The sequence below is a fragment of the Halopseudomonas nanhaiensis genome (assembly GCF_020025155.1).
Taxonomy (GTDB): Bacteria; Pseudomonadota; Gammaproteobacteria; order Pseudomonadales; family Pseudomonadaceae; genus Halopseudomonas; species Halopseudomonas nanhaiensis.
This window is the reverse complement of record NZ_CP073751.1, coordinates 159,169-176,566: the sequence shown is the minus strand read 5'-3', so window position 1 is coordinate 176,566 and position 17,398 is coordinate 159,169. Positions and strand designations below refer to the sequence as shown.

Below are 17,398 nucleotides of genomic sequence, written 5' to 3'. Positions count from 1 at the left end.
GACCGGTCAGGGGCGGTTGACCTGCTCCATGGTCTTGGTGATCGCCGCTACCGCAGAGCCTATGTTGGTCAGCTCGGCGGGCAGGATCATGGTGTTGTTGGTCTTGGCCAGCTTGCCGAACTCCTCGACGTACTGCTCGGCAACCCGCAGGCCGACCGCGTCCTTGCCGCCGGGGGTGTTGATGGCCTCGGCGACACGGCGCAACCCTTCGGCGGTAGCCAGCGCGATCAGTTCGATCTCGCGCGCCCGACCTTCGGCCTCGTTGATCTGACGCTGCTTCTCGGCTTCGGACAGGTTGATGGTTTCCTGCTTCTGGCCTTCGGACACGTTGATCTTGGCCTGACGCTCGCCTTCGGACTGGGCGACAACCGCGCGACGCTCACGCTCGGCGCGCATCTGTTTTTCCAGCGCATCGAGGATGGTGGCCGGCAGTTCGATGTCGGCGATCTCGTAACGCATCACCTTCACGCCCCAGGGCCGGGCTGCTTCGTCCAGCGCCTGCACCACCTGCACGTTGATGGTCTCGCGCTCCTCGAAGGTCTTGTCCAGATCGATCTTGCCGACCACCGAGCGCAGCGTGGTCTGCGCCAGCTGCATGGCGGCATAGCGGTAGTCATTGATCCCGTAGCTGGCCGATTTGGGGTCGACGACCTGCAGATAGATCACGCCGTTGACCACGACCTGGATGTTGTCCTTGGTCACGCAGGCCTGCCGGTCGACATCGATCGCTTCTTCCTTGAGGGTGTGCCGGTAGGCGATACGGTCGACGAAGGGGATCAGCAGGTGAAAGCCCGCATCCAGCGTCTTGGTGTATTTGCCCAGACGCTCGACCACGTAGGCCGACCGCTGGGGAACGATCTGTGCGGTCTTGGCGATGGTGATGATCACCAAGGCCAGTACCGCCAGTGAAATGATGGTTGCCAATTCCATGCTCAAGCTCCTTGCGATGTATGAGAAGACGTCGGCTGACGCCCGCTGACGGTCAATACGATACCGCTGTGTCGGGTCACCCAGGCGGCGTCGCCGGCCTTCAGTGGCTCATCGGATTCGGCGTCCCACTTCGCGCCGTTAAGCTGAACCGCGCCGGTGCCGTTGGCGAAGTCGGTGGCGACGAACACCCGTGAACCGACCAGCCCGTCGTCCTGCGAATAGCCTTCGCTGCGGTCCGATACGCCGCCACGGAGCCAGTTGTTGAAATGGCTACGCAGCGCGAACAGCGCCACCACGCTGATGACGGCGAAGGTCAGCAGCTGGATCGGAAGCGTGTCGATGACACCCATCCAGGTCAGCAAACCGACTACGACCGCGCCGATGCCGAAGAACGCAGCAATCAGACCGGGAACGAAAAATTCCGAGATGAACAGGGCCAGGCCAAGCAAGAGCCAGAACCCGAAACTGGTGAACAGACTGCCGGCAAGCATATACAGATCCTTGTGTGATGAACGGACACAGGCCTCACAAACGTGCATCTGCATTTAACCACGATTCAGCGGGCGCGCCGAACGGCGCAGACCAGTTTGCTACCATCGGCCCTGATACCACGGAGAGAAGACCATGCGACTGATCCAATTCCTGCTGCCCGTTCTGTTCTGTTTCGGTACCTATGCGCACGCGGAGCCGATCCGCGTCGGCATTACCGAAGTACCGCCATTCGTCATGCAGAATGACAGCGGCGAGTGGGAAGGGATCAGCATCGACCTGTGGGCGCAGATCGCAGACAACCTCGATATCGAGTACCAGCTGGTGCCGATGCCCTTTCCCGAGCTGCTGGCCAGCAGCGCGGGACGGTTCTGCTGACGTCGCCGTCGGCGCCTTGACCATGACTGCCGAGCGCGAGGCTGAATTTGATTTCACGCATCCGTTCTACCAGACCGGACTGGCGATCGGTGTGCCGCGAGAAGATTCCGCAGGCATCCTGCGAAGTCTGGGCGCTCTGCTCAGCTGGCAGTTCCTCAGCCTGGTCGCCGGGCTGGGTCTGCTGCTGCTGGCGGTCGGGTCGCTGCTATGGCTGGTGGAGCGCCGGCGCAATGCCGAGCAGTTTGGCGGCTCGCCCGCACAGGGCATCGGCGCGAGTTTCTGGTGGGCGGCGGTGACCATGACCACCGTCGGCTACGGCGACAAGGCACCGGTTACACTCGCCGGCCGCCTGATAGCGCTGGTCTGGATGTTTGCCGGTTTGATCATGGTCGCCAGTTTCACCGCAGCAATCACGTCAGCCCTGACCGTCAGCAACCTGCAGCGCCAGATCAACGGCCCGCGTGATCTGCCCGGTTTGCGGGTAGCGACCGTTGCCGATACAGCCAGCGCCCAGTACCTCACCGAACAACGCATCGAGCAGGCCCGCTATCCCGACCTGCCCACCGCCATGCGCGCCGTGGCCGATGGCGCGGCGGATGCGGTGGTCTACGACCAGCCCCTGCTGCAGTATCGCAACCGGGAACTGGGCGAGCGGCGTCTGGATATCCTGCGCAACACCTTTGCCGAGCAGTTGTATGCCTTCGCCCTGCCCGCCGGAAGCGAACTTCGCGGCCCGCTGGCTCAGGAGGTGCTGCGCGTGACGGAGTCGGCCGAGTGGCAATCCTTGATGGATGCTTACCTGGGGCACCGCTAACAACCAAACCATGAATGACCGTTCGTCGGATCACTGCCGTCAATGATCGCAAAACAGAGCCATCGACTTCGTAGTCATCCCCTGCCGCTCCGGTCATCGCCCTGACCTGCAACGACCCGGCTTACCGGCCGGGTTATCGCTGCCTATGCTTGGCTGGCGTGCTCCAAGGAGCAGCTGTCGCACAACAACAATAAAACTCGACCCAAGGACACCTGCTATGCGTAACAGGATCTCCATCCCGCTGGCTGTGGGGCTTGCCGCCTCGCTCGCCGGTTTCAGTCAACAGGCATTGGCCTCCGGCTATACCCAGACCCGCTACCCCATTGTGCTGGCGCACGGCATGCTGGGCTTCGACAGCATTCTCGGCATCGATTACTGGTACGGCATCCCGTCGGCCCTGCGCCGGGACGGCGCCAGGGTCTACATTACCGAGGTCAGCCAGCTCGACACCTCCGAAGCGCGCGGCGAACAGCTGCTGCGTCAGGTCGAGGAAATCGCCGCGATCAGCGGCAAGGGCAAGGTCAACCTGATCGGTCACAGCCATGGCGGCCCCACTGCCCGCTACGTCGCTGCAGTGCGGCCCGATCTGATTGCCTCGGTCACCAGCGTCGGCGCGCCACACAAGGGCTCGAAGACGGCCGACTTCCTTCGCCAGATCCCTGAAGGATCAGGTGGAGAGGCCGTTCTGGCGGGCATCGTCAATGGTCTGGGTGGGCTGATCAATTTTCTCTCGGGCAGTTCATCCACCAGCCCGCAGAACTCACTCGGTTCGCTGGAATCACTCAACTCGGCCGGCGCGGAGCGCTTCAACGCCAAATTTCCGCAGGGCATTCCTACCAGCGCCTGTGGCGAAGGCGCTTATCAGGTGCGCGGCGTGCGCTATTACTCCTGGGGCGGTACCAAGCCGCTGACCAACATTCTCGACGTGTCTGACGTGTTACTGGGCGCCTCGTCGGTTCCCTTCGGTTTCGAAGCCAACGATGGCCTGGTAGGACGCTGTAGCTCGCATCTGGGCATGGTGATTCGCGACAACTACCGCATGAACCATCTGGACGAGGTCAACCAGACCTTCGGCCTGACCAGCCTGTTCGAGACCAGTCCGGTGTCGGTCTACCGCCAGCATGCCAACCGGCTGAAGAACGCCGGTCTGTAAGCGCAGGCCGGCCTGCGGGCCGGCTTCGCTCGACGAGGACCTCACACCATGAAAGCCATCGTTTACGCTCCACTGCTCGGCTGCATTCTGCTGCTTGGCTGGCACCTGACGCGGCCTGCCGTGGAGGTGGCGGAACTGTCGCCTGCGCTGCAAGCACCACGCTCCACCCTGCAGCAGGTGTCGACCAGACCTGCCGCGACCAGCGCGATCCCTCGGCAAGCGCCGGCCTCGCTGCGCGGGACCGAGGTGGACGGCACACTGCAGACCGATCATCGAGGCCATTTGCTGGTCACCGAGCAACTGCGCGACCTGTTCGAGTACTACCTGGCTACGATCGGCGAGGTTCAGTCGGATCAGGCGGTCGAGATGATTCGCCAGCAGCTGGCCGCTCAACTGAACCAGCCAGCCCTGACCGAGGCGTACGAGCTGCTGGATGCGTACCTGGAATACAAGCAACGCGTAGCCGCGTTAGAGCAGGACCTGCCCGTGGTCGCTGACCTGGCCGCGCTTGCCGAGCGCGAGGAGGCCGTACGCCGGCTGCGGGCCGAACTCTTCGATCCTCTGGTACACGAAGCCCTGTTTGGCCGGGAGGAGCAGTACAACCAGTATCACCTGGAACGGCTGGCCATACTTCACGACAGCGAGCTGGATGAAACAGGTCGGGCGCTGGCCCTGGAAGAGCTGCGCCAGCGCCAACCGGACGCCTTGCGTGATTCGCTGGCAGTACAGCTGCACCAGCAACTGGGTGAGCGCACCCGGGCGTTGCAGGCAGAGGGGGCGCCGCCGCAGGCGGTACGCCAGTTACGGCTCGAGCTGGTTGGGCCGGAAGCCACCGAGCGGCTGGAGCAACTGGACCAGGAGCGCGCCCGATGGCAGCAACGGCTGGACCAATTCGCGGAGGAGCGCCAGGCGATTCTTGCCGATCCGGGACTGGCTGATCAGGACAAGCAGGCCGCCGTCAGCGAGCTGCTCGCGGACCGGTTTGACGAGCGAGAGCGCATGCGCGTGGCTACGCTGATCGACTGAACAAATGCTGTAACAGCTCTGCCGACCATCGGCGGTGCAACCGACCGGGTCGGCGCCCATACTGGGGTTTTCCCACTCGAGGGATACAGCATGCGCGCCGACGAATTTCTCAAGAAGTACGGACTGGATGGGGACGACGACGACTTCAAGGACAGCAGCCTGAAGGGCAAGTCACTGGAGCGTGCCATGCATCCGGGCCGGCCGAAGGCCGGCACACCGCATGACTGGGAAGAATGGGAGGCCTACAAGGCCCGGCACGGCATTGTCGAGGACGAGCCGCCCGCGTCCCCCGGCAAGCCTTCGCCCGACTCTGACAAGCCCTGATTCACACTGGATTGGAGGTGAAGGCTACTTCTTCATCCACACGCCGTTGAGCATGATGTACTGCCCCTTGGCGGTACGCTCGATGGCCTTCTTGCCGGCAATCGATTCGACATCGGACTGCTGTATGCCGTTTTCCCTGGCCAGGCGCTGATACTCGGCGCGCCGTGCGCGGTTGATCTGCTCGGCAATCTGCGCGGCGCTGCCGCCGGCAGCCACCACCCCAAGATAACCATCCGGCTGTTCACCCAGCTGACCGGCCGCCTTGGCTGCGGGCAACGCGGACATCGCCTCGTTGAGGGTCATGGCCCAGGCAGAAACACTGAGCAGGAGGGCGAGCACAAGCCCGCCGATACGAAACGTCATACGCATGCGTTTTCCCTCAGAACAGGCCGCTGGATTCGTTGAAAATCTCGTCCAGCTGACGATCGACCTTGATATAGATTTCGTGCTGAATCTTCACATTCAGGTTGATGTTGATCGGCTCGCTGGGAGCCGCAACCCTTACCGTCGGGGTGCAGGCCGTTATTCCCCACACCAGAACCGCGACCGACAAGACGCGCCATCGCATGCGCCACTCTCCTTCTACTGGACGAGCCGCTGCCGCAACAGCCGCTCCTGAACCCGCTTCTGAATGATGTCGCTGACCTGACCGCTGAGCTGCAGGCTGGCGAGCAGCGCCGGGATGTTTTCCTCGAGATTGATATTGAGGTGTACCGGCCGGCCGTTCTGCAGATCCGGATTATTGCCCTCCAGACGCAGACCGAGTATGAGCATACCGTCCTCGCCGTAGTCAAGCTCACTCGATAGCACGCTGTAGCGGAAGTCATCCAGTGCCACTGCCAGCTCGCGCATGCCCAGGTTGCTTCGCCCCAGCTCGCTGAGCCGCTCGGACCGATACTGCAGCACGCCGCCCGGCTCACGGGCGCGAACCGAGCCCGAGTCAACCGTCACCTGGCCGTCGACCAGGCTCACTGGCAGCTGTCCGTCCAGCGTACCTCGCCCGCTCAGCCCGTCGGCAGGGTAAGCCTCGAACAGACTCGCCAGCTGCAGTCCGCGCAAGTCAATCACCAGATGCTGGCGTTCGGCAGCCAGATCGAGGGTCGCCGGTTGCACCACAAGCTCGCCACCGAGCAGCCCCATCTGCGCCTGGTGGACCGTAAAACGCCCCTCGATCGGGGCGTTCAGCGGCGCGTCATAGCCGAATCGGGCCGACAGGGGACCCAGCTCGACTCCGGGGTTCAGGGTCGTCAGTCTCAGGCCGTCGGTCTGCACGCTGAGCACGTCGCGGGCGATGGCGATGTCCAGCGGCAGGGTGAGCCCCTCGAACGTCGCCCGGTCATAGATTCCGGCAATGCCGCTGGCATCAACCGTCCCGTCGAGCCGCTCAAGCGAGGTCACTCCACTGACATCGAACCGCCCGCGCAGTCGCCCGCTCGCCAACGTCAGCAGCTCCGGCCAGTCTGCCAGCGTAGCGGCGATCGGATTGTCCGCGCGGAAAAACACTTCCTGCAATTGCACCTCGGCACGCCATGGCTGATCAAGCGGCCACACCAGGGCCACGTCCAGCCCCAGCCCGCCGACGGTGGCGACTGTACCGCTCCAGCTGAGGCCATCGTTACCCTGGCGCAGTGCGCCCTGCAGCGTCCAGCCCTGCGGCCGGAGTGCAGCGTGCTGCACCTGGCTGGCTGCAATCAGGGTCTGGCCTGCGATACTGGTCGCTGCCGGATCATTGAGTGGCGCCTCGACTGTCATGCCAGGGAGACCAAGGCGGACATCCGACAGCGCCAGGCCCAGCTCGGCGTGCGAGGCCAGCCCGGCGCTGAGAAAAGCGCCCTGACCCAACAGGAGATGTACAGCCTCGGCGTCCATTCGCGCCTGCAGTGGAAGCTGCGCGCGCACGTTCTGCAGGCGCATCCCCTGCTGGTCGAGCCGCGCCACCTGCAGGTCGATTCGCCCGTCGTCGAGACGGGCCTGCCAGGCCTGACCGGGGGTCAGGTGCACGAGTCCGGCGACCGTGCCCTTCAAGCCGCCCTCGGCCCGGGCTTCGAGCGCCAACACCAGTTCCTCCTGCCAGCCCAGCGCCAATGCGGGGCTCGGACGGATGTTCATGTGCAGGACCTGCGGCCGAGCCTGCTCTGGCAAGCTGTTCAACACGGCAATCGCAGGCTGCTCGAGTCGAACATCGGCGCTGCCCTGATTCAACAGCCAACGGCCTCGGTCACCTGCCAGGCTCAGGCTCATCGAGCCACTGACGTCCCCCACATCCGCCACCTGCCAGGGGCGTGTCAGATCAGCCTGCGCATCCAGTCGAACCTCGCCCGCCAGCCAGTCCTGCCAGGATCGAGGCGCACCCGGCGGCTGCAGGGCCCACCGGGCTTGCAGACTCAGGCCCGAGGGCAACTCGACGGGCAGGGCGCCCACGTCCGCCCAGGGCCGGACCAATCCGACGAGGACCTCGCTGGCGGGAAGAGACGGTACGGTCAGCTCGCCGGACAGCTCAGCACCGCCGGCGCCGTGCGACCAATGAGCGAGCAGCGCCGCACCCGGCTGATCGTTGAGACGCAGGTTGGTGGACAAGGCCAGCGCCTCGCCATTGCGGGAGACCCCGGCCTCGAGCTCCAGCCGGTCTGAGCCGGAGCTCAACTGGGCGCGCGCCTCGAGTTGCTGATCGGCGAGGTGATTGCGGACCTCGAGCCCGCCCACCAACCGGCAGCGCGTCGCCTGGCAGGGAAGATCAAGCTGCAGGGCATGAACGCGGATAACGTCGGGCAGCGAGCGCGAAGCATCGAACCAGTCCTGCGGCTCATGCAAAAAATCGTCTACCGGCTGGTTACCCGGCGGCTTGTCGCTGGCGGTGCGCTCGGGGCGGGCATCCCAGTCGAGATCCAGATCACGCACATCAAGCAGGAGCACCCGGGGTCCACCCTTCCAGGTCGGCGCCAGGCGAACCTCTTCAAAGCTGAATTCGAGACGGCCGTCGGCCCCGTTGTACACGCCGCTGACCCGTTCAAGATGGAATTCACCACTGGAATAGCTCAATCCCTGCCAGTCGAGCTGCTCCACCCCGGCGTCGATCAGAGCCCGCTGCGCCCAGTGATAGACGAACAGACAGGCCAGTACCAGGAACAGCACTATCACCAGCCCTATCCGCAATGCCCTTTGCATCGCACTCTCCTCATCAGCTATCGCTCAAGGTAGCATGCAGCTTCTTCGTGTCAGGCTGACGCACACCCCGGATGATTCGCATGGATGAACCTCGTCACTCTTCGCCCCGCCGCTGGCTCCAGAGCCTGTTCTTGTTGTTGCTGTTTTGCTGGCTGGGCATGGCGGTGTATCAGGCATTCAAACCGCTGCCGGAAGGCCTCTCTGTCACTGCGCCGTTAAGGCCTGCCAGCGACATCCGCCTGCTCATCGACCAGACCCATCATGTAGGCGATCAACGCGTCACCCAGCAGGCGATCTTCGATGAAGCCCTGGCCCTGATCCGACAGGCTCGTCGCCTGATCGTCGTCGACATGTTCCTGTTCAACGACTTTGCCTCCACCGCCGATCACCGACCGCTGAGCGAGCAGTTGACCGACGCGCTAGTGGCGGCCCGTCGCCAGCACACTGATATTGAGATCGTCGTAATCACCGATCCGTTCAATACGTTTTACGGCAGCATGCAGGCGCCGGTCATCGAGGCACTGCGCAGTGCAGGCATCACGGTGGTGGAGACACCGGTGGCTCAGCTTCGCGCGTCCAATCCGGTGTGGTCCGGGCTATGGCATCTGTGCTGTAGCTGGCTGGGCAATAGCGAAAGCGAAAGCGGCGGGTGGCTTCCGAATCCGGTCGCCGACGGCAAGGTGACCCTGCGCGGCTGGCTGCGCCTGCTCAACTTCCGCGCCAACCATCGCAAGACGCTGGTGGTCGATCACGGTGAGGACTGGACCGGGCTGGTCACGTCGGCCAACCCGCATAACGCCAGCAGCCATCACTGGAACGCGGCGCTGCGCTTCAATGGCGGCGCCGCGCTCGATCTGCTGGTATCGGAACAGGAGGTGCTGGCCATGGCCGGAGTGGAAGCGGACTGGCCTGAGCCGGCAGAGATGTCCAGCAGCGTGCTGCCGGCGGTGCAGGTACTGACCGAAGGCGCGATCCGTGACGCGCTGCTGAAAATGATTGAATCGAGCGAAGCCGGCGACCGTTTGGATCTGGAAGTATTTTATCTGTCGCACAGAGCCGTCATCGATGCGCTGATCGACGCGCAGCAGCGAGGCGTAGCGCTGCGGGTGTTGCTCGACCCCAACCGCGACGCGTTCGGGCGCGAGAAGAACGGTATTCCCAATCGCCAGGCAGCCTGGGATCTGCATCAGGCTGGCGTGCCGGTTCGCTGGTGCAACACGCAGGGGGAGCAATGCCATCGCAAGTGGTTACGCCTGGATCGCAAGGACGGCACCGCCGAATTGCTCAGCGGCTCCGCCAATCTGACCCGGCGTAATCTCGACGACCTGAACCTGGAAACCAGTGTGCGGCTGGTAGGCCAGTCCTCCGAGCAGGCGATCACCGAAGCCCGCGAGCACTTCGACGCGTTGTGGCATAACGACGATAGCAGGCCGTTCAGCCTGCCTTACGCTGCCTTTGCTGACCACAGCCGGGTACGCTACTGGCTGTATCGAGTCATGGAAGCGACCGGCATGTCGACCTTCTGATCACTGCTGTTCGCGGAAACAGGCCGACAGGATATCCATGCCCTGGTGCACCTCGACATCGGTCGCAGTCAGTGGCACGAGGATCCGGATGACATTGCCATACTGGCCGCACGACAACAGGATCAGGCCCTTTTCGCGCGCGGCCGCAACGATGCGCGCAGTCAGTTCGGCGTGCGGATGACCATCGTTGGTGAACAGCTCACAGGCGACCATGGCACCCAGTCCGCGAACGTCGGCGATGCGCTGGTCTTCGCTGGCGATCTCGCTCAGCCGGCCAGTGATCAGCTCTCCTATCTTGCGGCTACGCGCCAGCAGATTTTCTTCCTCGAAGATGTCGATAACCGCCAAGGCCGCGGCGCAGGCCAGCGGGTTACCCGCATAGGTGCCGCCCAGGCCACCGGAGGCGATGACATCCATCACCTCGGCACGCCCACAGACGCCGGCGACTGGAAAGCCGCCAGCGATCGACTTGGCGAAGGTCGTCAGGTCGGGCGCCACGCCCATCTGCTCCATGGCAAAGAAGGTGCCGGTCCGGCCTGCGCCGGTCTGCACTTCATCGGCCACCAGCAGGATCCCGTGCAAATCGCACAGCTCGCGCAAGCGCTTCATGAACGCAGGCGACGATGCGTAGAAACCACCTTCGCCCTGCACCGGCTCGATGACGATGGCGGCGATGTCGCGCGGCTCGGCATCGTTCTTGAACACGCGCTCGATACTGGCAATTGCATCATCTTCGCTGACGCCGTGTATCGCGCACGGATACTGCGCCCGATAGACACCGCCCGGCATCAGCCCCATTCCCGCGGCGTAGGGATTGACCTTCCCCGTCATCGACAGGGTCATCATGGTGCGGCCGTGGTAGCCACCGGTGAAGCAGATCACACCCGCCCGGCCTGTCGCTGCACGGGCAATCTTCACGGCATTCTCGACGGCTTCCGATCCGGTGGTGACCAACAGCGTCTTCTTGGCGAAGTCGCCCGGTACCAACGCGTTCAGCCGCTCGCACAACTCGACGTAGGGCTCGTAGGCCAGCACCTGAAAGCAGGTATGGGTGAATTGGTCCAGTTGCCGGCGAACAGCATCCATCACCTTTGGGTGACGATGGCCGGTGTTGAGTACCGCGATGCCGCCGGCAAAATCGATGTACTGGCGACCCTCGACGTCCCAGACGGTAGCGTTCTCGGCCCGCTGAGCAAAGATCGGATGGATCTGGCCGACACCGCGGGCCACTGCAGCATGTCGACGTTGCATCAGGGATTCGTTGGTTTTCATGTGTACAGCCCTCGTTAAAAAACAAATGGATGCTCGCCCGCCGTGCAGCGACGCTTGCTAGTCGAGACCATGACGAACACGCCACAAGTACGTCCCTGTAGGCTCGAAGGCGCCCGTCCGGGGCGCCTTCGGTCCGCCATGGTCTCAACTAGCAAACGCCGGTCTGACTTCGAGTCCGGCCACACACGAAGCTAGCGCGCAGCCGGGCGGTCAGCTAATCCGGACCGTTAGATGCCCTGGACGGGCATCTACGAGCCCACATGGATGTGCTTGCGGCGTGTCCGGCTTAGCTGATCGGCCGGCTGTGCTTGCACGGAATCGAAGTATCAGATCCCGCCTAAGCACACATATTTGATCTCGACATATTCCTCGATGCCGTACTTCGAGCCTTCTCGACCGAGCCCGGACGCCTTCATGCCGCCGAAGGGTGCGACCTCGTTGGAGATCAGACCTGTGTTGACCCCCACCATCCCGTATTCAAGTGCTTCGGCAACCCGGAACGCGCGCCCCAGATCGCGGGCGTAGAAGTAGGCCGCCAGGCCGAACTCGGTATCGTTGGCCTGGCGTATAACGTCGGCCTCGTCGCTGAAGCGGAACAGGGGCGCCAACGGGCCGAAGGTTTCCTCACGAGCGACGAGCATGCTGCTGTCGACGTTGGTCAGTACTGTCGGCTCAAAAAAGAAGCCGCCCAGTTCGTGTGGCTTGCCGCCGATCAGTAGCTGCGCGCCCTTGTCCTGAGCGTCCTTGAGATGCGCCTGAACCTTTTTTACCGCATCGGCATTTATCAGCGGACCGGTGGTGACGCCTGCCTCGGTTCCGTCGCCGACCTTGAGGCCCTTGACTGCCTCGGCCAATTTCGCCGCGAAGGCATCGTAAACGCCGTCCTGCACATAGATCCGATTGGCGCAGACGCAGGTCTGCCCGGCGTTGCGGTACTTGGAGATCATTGCCCCTTCTACGGCAGCGTCGAGATCCGCGTCCTCAAAGACGATGAACGGGGCGTTACCACCGAGTTCGAGGGAGAGTTTTTTGAGTGTCGGCGCGCATTGCTCCATCAGCTTGATGCCGACGGCAGTCGAGCCGGTGAAGGAGAGTTTGCGCACGATGGGGTTGGCGCACAGCTCGGCTCCAACGTCCCGGGATTGCGACACGTCGGCAGGGATCACGCTGAACAGGCCTGCCGGTAATCCGGCTTCTTCCGCCAGCGCGGCCAGCGCCAGCGCCGAGAACGGTGTCTGCGGGGCCGGTTTGAGAACCATGGCGCAGCCAGCGGCCAGCGCCGGCCCGACCTTTCGGGTGATCATTGCGGCGGGGAAGTTCCAGGGGGTGATCGCGGCAGCAACGCCAATCGGCTCTTTCTGCACGATGATGCGCTTGTCCGGCTGATGGCCGGGAATGACGTCACCGTAGACGCGCTTGGCTTCTTCGGCGAACCACTCGAGAAACGACGCCGCGTAGGCAACCTCGCCGCGCGCCTCGGCAAGCGGCTTGCCCTGCTCGGCAGTCATGATGCGTGCCAGATCCTCCTGGTTGAGCATCATCAGCTCGTACCACTTTCGCAACACCGCAGCCCGCTCCTTTGCGGTGCGCTTGCGCCAGGCTAGCTGTGCCGCCCGTGCTGCCTTGATGGCCCGTTGCGTTTCTGCTCGACCCATATTCGGCACGCTGCCCAGTCGCTCATCATTGGCAGGGTTGTGAATATCGGTGCGGGCGCCGTTGTCGGCCTCGCACCAGCGGCCATCGATGAACGCCTGCTGGCGAAACAGGGCGGGGGCGTTGAGTTGCATGAGGATCTCCGGCAAGCATACGTAACGCATTTGCTACATGCGTGTTTGAAATTTCAAACATGCTATGCCGAGCGAGCCGTTCAGGCAAGAGGAAGCGAACCGGACACTAACCGGCCGCTGATCAATCAGCGCACATGCCGTTCAGGCGGCAGTTTCGCTGTCGAACAGCTCCGGCGTGCCGTGCTGATCGGCCTCAAGCAGTCCAGCCACCCGCTGCAGGCTGGCCAGCAGCATCAACTGCTCCCAATCGGCGAGCTTGCCGAAACGATCGAGGAATTCGGTCGGCAGCAGGGCAGGTTCTGCCTGAATCGCAGCGACCCCCTTGTCGGACAATGCCAGGTGCACCTTGCGCTTATCGCTCTTGCTGCGAATACGCTGGAGCAACTCTCGGTTCTCGAGGCGGTCAATGATAGTGCTCAGAGTCGCCTGCGAAACGCTGACCTGCTTGGCGAGATCGCCAAGTGTTCCTTCGCCCATGGCTCTGATGCTGTGCAGTATCAGCAACTGGATCGGCGTCAGCCCGCTGTGGCGGCCGAGTCGTTTGGCGTGGATTTCGCTGGCGCGCTGCAGCCGGCGGAGGCTGAGATAAAGGTCGTGCATCATGTGCATAGTCTGCTCCCGGCAAGGCACCTCTGAAGGTGTGCATTTTGCCACACACTCTAAATATTCCAGTAGTAAATAGATATGTCCGGGAACGACCGGAAATATCGGCTTCATCTCCGTAAAACGGGCGTCTCGTGAGATGGAAGAGCAAAATGCTACACCATCGTTACTTTGACATCAAAGTATTTGCCGTTTAAATTGTTCGCCAACTGATCAGCGCCGCTTTTTGATCAACCCGAATCTGAAAGGATGAACGAACATGTGTGGACTAGCAGGTGAGTTTCGCTTCGATGGCCGTCCCGTCGACATGGGTGCGCTGGACCGTACCACGCACCATATGACCCAGCGCGGGCCGGATAGCGCAGGCCTGTGGTCACACGGTCCGATTGGCTTCGGCCATCGACGCCTGAAAATCATGGATCTGGCCGAAGCGTCCGGCCAACCGATGGTCGACGCCGAACTGGGTCTGTCGATGATCTTCAATGGCGCAATCTACAACTACCCCGAGCTGCGCGCGGAGCTCGAGGGATTGGGTTATCGGTTTTTCTCCGGTGGCGACACCGAGGTGTTGCTCAAGGGCTACCACGCCTGGGGCGAAAAATTGCTGCCCCGCCTGAACGGCATGTTCGCGCTGGCCATCTGGGAGCGGGACGGCAAGCGGTTGTTCCTGGCACGTGATCGTTTGGGCATCAAGCCGCTGTACCTGAGCCGCACCAAGCAGCGGCTGCGCTTCGCCTCCAGCCTGACTGCCATATTGCAGGGCGGCGATGTTGATACCTCGCTCGACCCGGTAGCGCTCAATCACTACATGTCATTCCACGCCGTTGTCCCGGCGCCACGCACCATTCTCAAGGGTGTGCAGAAACTGCCGCCAGCGCACTGGATGCGCGTTGAAGCAGACGGTAGCGAGCAGACCGGCTGCTGGTGGGATCTGCCCTACGGCACGCATGACGACGAAAAGGATCTGACGTTTGACGAGTGGCAGGACCGGGTTCTCGACGCCCTGCGTACTTCGGTCAAGCGGCGCAACCTGGCGGCGGTGGATGTTGGCGTTTTGTTGTCGGGTGGCGTTGACTCGAGCCTGCTGGTCGGCCTGCTGCGCGAGGCCGGTGCGGAGAAGCTCCAGACGTTCTCGATCGGGTTTGCCGACGTGGGCGGCGAAGCGGGCAACGAATTCAAGTACTCGGACCTGATTGCCGAGCACTTCGGCACCGACCATCACCAGCTGATGATTCCCGAGCAGGAAATTCTTTCCGAGCTGCCTTTCGCCTTCAAGGCCATGAACGAGCCGATGGTCAGCCATGACAACATCGCCTTCTTCCTGTTGTCGCGCGAGGTATCGAAGCATTGCAAGGTGGTACAAAGCGGGCAGGGCGCAGATGAAATTTTCGCCGGCTACCACTGGTATCCGAAGGTGGATCAGGCCAGCGACCCGGTGCGCGCCTACCAGGAAGCCTTCATGGATCGCAGCTTTGACGAGTATCGCCAGACCGTGATGCCGGAATGGGCGAAGGAAGATTATGCCGGACAGTTCATACGCGATCATTTCGCCCAGCCGGGCGCGAACAGCGGTCTGGACAAGGCGCTGCGACTGGACACCACGGTGATGCTGGTCGATGACCCGGTCAAGCGCGTGGATAACATGACCATGGCCTGGGGCCTGGAGGCGCGCGTGCCATTCCTCGACCACGAAGTGGTTGAACTGGCCGCCCGCGTGCCTGGCCGCTTCAAGCTGCCCGACGAAGGCAAGTATGTGCTCAAGGAAGCCTCGCGCAAGGTCATTCCTGCCGCCGTGATCGATCGGCCCAAGGGGTACTTTCCAGTGCCGGGCCTGAAATATCTGGAAGGCAGCACGCTGGAATGGGTGCGCGAAGCGCTGACCAGCGAGCGCGCCCGCGCCCGCGGCCTGTTCAATCCCGAATACGTCGACAAGCTGCTCAGTGATCCGAAGAGCCACATTACCCCGTTGCGCGGCTCCAAATTGTGGCAATTGGCCGTACTGTGCCTGTGGCTCGATGCACATGATCTGTGACGAAAGGGCGGGCACTTTGCCCGCCCTGCATGGTCAGGATGGCTGACAGCCTGAGCATGCATACCGTGAACCAGCACTCCTCTTTCCAGGCCGTTCGATCAGCATTCCAACAGGTGAGGACGACCCGACATGACCAAGCATCAACCCTCTGACCAGCGCCGACTTATGCGCGGCCAGACCCCGACTTATGAAGGTCTGCGCGCCGGCCATGCCCAGCAGGGTATGGATGAGGGGGTGAGGTCGAGTGTGACGCTGCAGTGCGGCTGGGGTCGACTGCTGGTCGGGCACACCTTCGCCGACTATGAGGTGCTTGCCGATACGTTGCTGCAGGAGAAGCCCGGCGAACGAGACATCGCCCTCTATGTCGCCGACCCGCAGGTCGTGCTGTCCTACGCTCCGCAGCAGCTGTTCCTCGATCCTTCCGATACCCTGCGGCTGTGGTTCAGCGATTACCGGCCGCCGCACAACAGCGTACGGGGTTTCATGATCCGCCGCCCGCAGGACGAGGAAGACTGGACGGCGATCAACACGCTCTACAGTGCTGCCGGGATGGTCAAGGTCGATCCTCAGCGCATTACCCCGCGCGACAAGGGTGGCCCGAGTTACTGGCTGGCCGAAGACGAAGACACCGGCGAAGTCATCGGCACCGTCATGGGGCTGAACCACAAGCGGGCCTTTGATGATCCGGAGAATGGCTCAAGCCTGTGGTGTCTGGCGGCTGACGCCAACACCCCACGCCAGGGTGTCGGCGAAGCGCTGGTGCGCCATCTCGTCGAGTATTTCATGAGCCGCGGCTGTGACTATCTCGACCTGTCGGTGATGCACGACAACAAGCAGGCCAAGGCGCTGTATCGAAAACTCGGCTTTCGCAAATTGCGCACCTTCACCATCAAGCGCAAGAACACCATCAACCAGTCACTCTTCATTGGGCCGGATACGGATCGGGAGCTCAATCCCTACGCCCGGCTGATCACCCGCGAAGCACGGCGGCGCGGCATCGAAGTGACCATTCAGGACGCTGAGGCCGGGATTTTCGTGCTTACACAGGGCGCGCGCCGCATCCGCTGCCGCGAGTCGCTGAGCGACCTGACCAGCGCGGTGAGCATGACCTATTGTCAGAGCAAGCACCTCACGCACCGCACCCTCGAGCGTGCCGGCCTGAGTACGCCCAGCTTTCGCGTTGCAGCCGAGCCCGAGAGCAACGCCGCCTTCCTGCAGGAACATGGCTCGGTTGTGGTCAAGCCGAACAACGGCGAGCAGGGCAAGGGTATTTCGGTCGACATCCGCGACGAGGCGGAGCTCGAGGCCGCCATCGAAGCTGCCAGACACTATGACAGTGACGTACTGCTGGAGAGCTACCACCCGGGCGACGATCTGCGCATTCTGGTGATCAATTACCAGATAGTGGCCGCCGCGGTCCGCCGACCGGCCGAAATTCGTGGCGACGGTAGCCGTACCATCGAGAAACTGATCGAACGGCAGAGCCGCAAGCGCCAGGCCGCCACCGGCGGCGAAAGCCGCATCCCGATGGATGACGAAACCCGCCGCACGGTTGAGGCGCAGGGCCATTCGATGGACGATGTTCTGCCTGCAGGGGAACAGATGTTCGTCCGCCGTACGGCCAACCTGCATACCGGTGGCGTGTTGATCGACGTCACCGACGACCTGCATCCGCGCCTGCGCGAGGATGCGATCAAGGCAGCCGAACTGCTGCAGATTCCGGTAGTAGGCCTGGACTTTCTGGTGCCCGCCGTCGATCAGCCGGAATACGTGATCATCGAAGCGAACGAACGGCCTGGGCTGGCCAATCATGAACCCCAGCCCACAGCGGAGCGATTTATCGATCTGCTGTTCCCGCTCAGCCGTGCCAATCCATGAGCGGAGACTAACGGAGGTACG

General features: G+C 62.8%; 16 protein-coding genes. 8 read left to right on the top strand and 8 right to left on the bottom strand.

The genetic code is table 11. The features are described from left to right. Positions 1–6: 6 nt before the first annotated feature. Complete coding sequence (locus tag KEM63_RS00795) at positions 7–930, bottom strand: SPFH domain-containing protein (protein WP_223654050.1); 924 nt, start codon at positions 928–930, stop codon at positions 7–9. Positions 931–932: 2 nt separating this feature from the next. Continuing rightward, entirely contained in the window at positions 933–1,421 is a 489-nt protein-coding gene (locus KEM63_RS00790) for an NfeD family protein (protein ID WP_223654049.1), read from the bottom strand. Positions 1,422–1,554: 133 nt separating this feature from the next. Here KEM63_RS00790 and KEM63_RS16925 point away from each other — a divergent pair, with 133 nt between their 5' ends. The 5 genes from KEM63_RS16925 to KEM63_RS00770 all read left to right on the top strand — a co-directional run bounded on the left by KEM63_RS16925 (position 1,555) and on the right by KEM63_RS00770 (position 5,114). After that, positions 1,555–1,797 carry a transporter substrate-binding domain-containing protein gene (locus KEM63_RS16925; protein ID WP_267461150.1) on the top strand — a complete coding sequence of 81 codons (243 nt, stop codon included), beginning with the start codon at positions 1,555–1,557 and terminating at the stop codon, positions 1,795–1,797. A gap of 22 nt (positions 1,798–1,819) precedes the next feature. Continuing rightward, positions 1,820–2,611, top strand: a complete 792-nt coding sequence (locus KEM63_RS00785; protein WP_423747821.1) for an ion channel — start codon at positions 1,820–1,822, stop codon at positions 2,609–2,611. Between the two features lie 217 nt (positions 2,612–2,828). After that, positions 2,829–3,764 (top strand): triacylglycerol lipase, encoded by a 936-nt coding sequence (locus KEM63_RS00780; RefSeq protein WP_223654048.1) that lies wholly within the window; start codon positions 2,829–2,831, stop codon positions 3,762–3,764. Between the two features lie 48 nt (positions 3,765–3,812). Then, positions 3,813–4,790, top strand: coding sequence for a lipase secretion chaperone (locus KEM63_RS00775; RefSeq protein ID WP_223654047.1), 978 nt, complete (start codon positions 3,813–3,815; stop codon positions 4,788–4,790). A gap of 90 nt (positions 4,791–4,880) precedes the next feature. Beyond that, entirely contained in the window at positions 4,881–5,114 is a 234-nt protein-coding gene (locus KEM63_RS00770; protein ID WP_223654046.1) for a hypothetical protein, read from the top strand. 24 nt (positions 5,115–5,138) lie between these two features. Here KEM63_RS00770 and KEM63_RS00765 read toward each other — a convergent pair whose 3' ends face one another. The 3 genes from KEM63_RS00765 to KEM63_RS00755 are packed head-to-tail and all read right to left on the bottom strand — an operon-like array spanning position 5,139 to position 8,279. Beyond that, positions 5,139–5,483 (bottom strand): YdbL family probable chaperone protein, encoded by a 345-nt coding sequence (locus tag KEM63_RS00765; RefSeq protein WP_223654045.1) that lies wholly within the window; start codon positions 5,481–5,483, stop codon positions 5,139–5,141. A gap of 10 nt (positions 5,484–5,493) precedes the next feature. Next, positions 5,494–5,682, bottom strand: coding sequence for a YnbE family lipoprotein (locus KEM63_RS00760; protein WP_223654044.1), 189 nt, complete (start codon positions 5,680–5,682; stop codon positions 5,494–5,496). 14 nt (positions 5,683–5,696) lie between these two features. Then, the gene (locus KEM63_RS00755) at positions 5,697–8,279 is read right to left on the bottom strand and encodes an intermembrane phospholipid transport YdbH family protein (RefSeq protein WP_223654043.1); all 2,583 of its coding nucleotides are present in this window, start codon (positions 8,277–8,279) and stop codon (positions 5,697–5,699) included. Between the two features lie 80 nt (positions 8,280–8,359). Between KEM63_RS00755 and KEM63_RS00750 the strand changes: the two genes are divergently transcribed. Continuing rightward, positions 8,360–9,805 (top strand): phospholipase D-like domain-containing protein, encoded by a 1,446-nt coding sequence (locus tag KEM63_RS00750; RefSeq protein ID WP_223654042.1) that lies wholly within the window; start codon positions 8,360–8,362, stop codon positions 9,803–9,805. On the opposite strand, the gene gabT is transcribed toward KEM63_RS00750, so the two are convergent. The 3 genes from gabT to KEM63_RS00735 all read right to left on the bottom strand — a co-directional run bounded on the left by gabT (position 9,806) and on the right by KEM63_RS00735 (position 13,473). Then, positions 9,806–11,077, bottom strand: coding sequence for a 4-aminobutyrate--2-oxoglutarate transaminase (gene gabT, locus KEM63_RS00745; RefSeq protein ID WP_223654041.1), 1,272 nt, complete (start codon positions 11,075–11,077; stop codon positions 9,806–9,808). Positions 11,078–11,403: 326 nt separating this feature from the next. Then, positions 11,404–12,864, bottom strand: a complete 1,461-nt coding sequence (gene gabD, locus KEM63_RS00740; RefSeq protein ID WP_223654040.1) for an NADP-dependent succinate-semialdehyde dehydrogenase — start codon at positions 12,862–12,864, stop codon at positions 11,404–11,406. Between the two features lie 141 nt (positions 12,865–13,005). Next, positions 13,006–13,473 (bottom strand): MarR family winged helix-turn-helix transcriptional regulator, encoded by a 468-nt coding sequence (locus KEM63_RS00735; protein ID WP_223654039.1) that lies wholly within the window; start codon positions 13,471–13,473, stop codon positions 13,006–13,008. Between the two features lie 253 nt (positions 13,474–13,726). Here KEM63_RS00735 and KEM63_RS00730 point away from each other — a divergent pair, with 253 nt between their 5' ends. Continuing rightward, positions 13,727–15,499, top strand: a complete 1,773-nt coding sequence (locus KEM63_RS00730; RefSeq protein ID WP_223654038.1) for an N-acetylglutaminylglutamine amidotransferase — start codon at positions 13,727–13,729, stop codon at positions 15,497–15,499. A gap of 129 nt (positions 15,500–15,628) precedes the next feature. Further along, positions 15,629–17,377 carry an N-acetylglutaminylglutamine synthetase gene (ngg, locus tag KEM63_RS00725; protein ID WP_223654036.1) on the top strand — a complete coding sequence of 583 codons (1,749 nt, stop codon included), beginning with the start codon at positions 15,629–15,631 and terminating at the stop codon, positions 17,375–17,377. The last annotated feature ends 21 nt before the right edge of the window (positions 17,378–17,398 follow it).

Excerpts from the sequence above, each read along its gene's own strand:
- gabD (WP_223654040.1), bottom strand. The coding sequence starts at position 12,864 with ATGCAACTCAACGCCCCCGCCCTGTTTCGCCAGCAGGCGTTCATCGAT.
- ngg (WP_223654036.1), top strand. The coding sequence starts at position 15,629 with ATGACCAAGCATCAACCCTCTGACCAGCGCCGACTTATGCGCGGCCAG.
- gabT (WP_223654041.1), bottom strand. The coding sequence starts at position 11,077 with ATGAAAACCAACGAATCCCTGATGCAACGTCGACATGCTGCAGTGGCC.
- KEM63_RS00735 (WP_223654039.1), bottom strand. The coding sequence starts at position 13,473 with ATGCACATGATGCACGACCTTTATCTCAGCCTCCGCCGGCTGCAGCGC.
- KEM63_RS00795 (WP_223654050.1), bottom strand. The coding sequence starts at position 930 with ATGGAATTGGCAACCATCATTTCACTGGCGGTACTGGCCTTGGTGATC.
- KEM63_RS00790 (WP_223654049.1), bottom strand. The coding sequence starts at position 1,421 with ATGCTTGCCGGCAGTCTGTTCACCAGTTTCGGGTTCTGGCTCTTGCTT.
- KEM63_RS16925 (WP_267461150.1), top strand. The coding sequence starts at position 1,555 with ATGCGACTGATCCAATTCCTGCTGCCCGTTCTGTTCTGTTTCGGTACC.
- KEM63_RS00775 (WP_223654047.1), top strand. The coding sequence starts at position 3,813 with ATGAAAGCCATCGTTTACGCTCCACTGCTCGGCTGCATTCTGCTGCTT.
- KEM63_RS00785 (WP_423747821.1), top strand. The coding sequence starts at position 1,820 with ATGACTGCCGAGCGCGAGGCTGAATTTGATTTCACGCATCCGTTCTAC.
- KEM63_RS00760 (WP_223654044.1), bottom strand. The coding sequence starts at position 5,682 with ATGCGATGGCGCGTCTTGTCGGTCGCGGTTCTGGTGTGGGGAATAACG.
- KEM63_RS00765 (WP_223654045.1), bottom strand. The coding sequence starts at position 5,483 with ATGCGTATGACGTTTCGTATCGGCGGGCTTGTGCTCGCCCTCCTGCTC.
- KEM63_RS00780 (WP_223654048.1), top strand. The coding sequence starts at position 2,829 with ATGCGTAACAGGATCTCCATCCCGCTGGCTGTGGGGCTTGCCGCCTCG.
- KEM63_RS00730 (WP_223654038.1), top strand. The coding sequence starts at position 13,727 with ATGTGTGGACTAGCAGGTGAGTTTCGCTTCGATGGCCGTCCCGTCGAC.
- KEM63_RS00755 (WP_223654043.1), bottom strand. The coding sequence starts at position 8,279 with ATGCAAAGGGCATTGCGGATAGGGCTGGTGATAGTGCTGTTCCTGGTA.
- KEM63_RS00750 (WP_223654042.1), top strand. The coding sequence starts at position 8,360 with ATGGATGAACCTCGTCACTCTTCGCCCCGCCGCTGGCTCCAGAGCCTG.
- KEM63_RS00770 (WP_223654046.1), top strand. The coding sequence starts at position 4,881 with ATGCGCGCCGACGAATTTCTCAAGAAGTACGGACTGGATGGGGACGAC.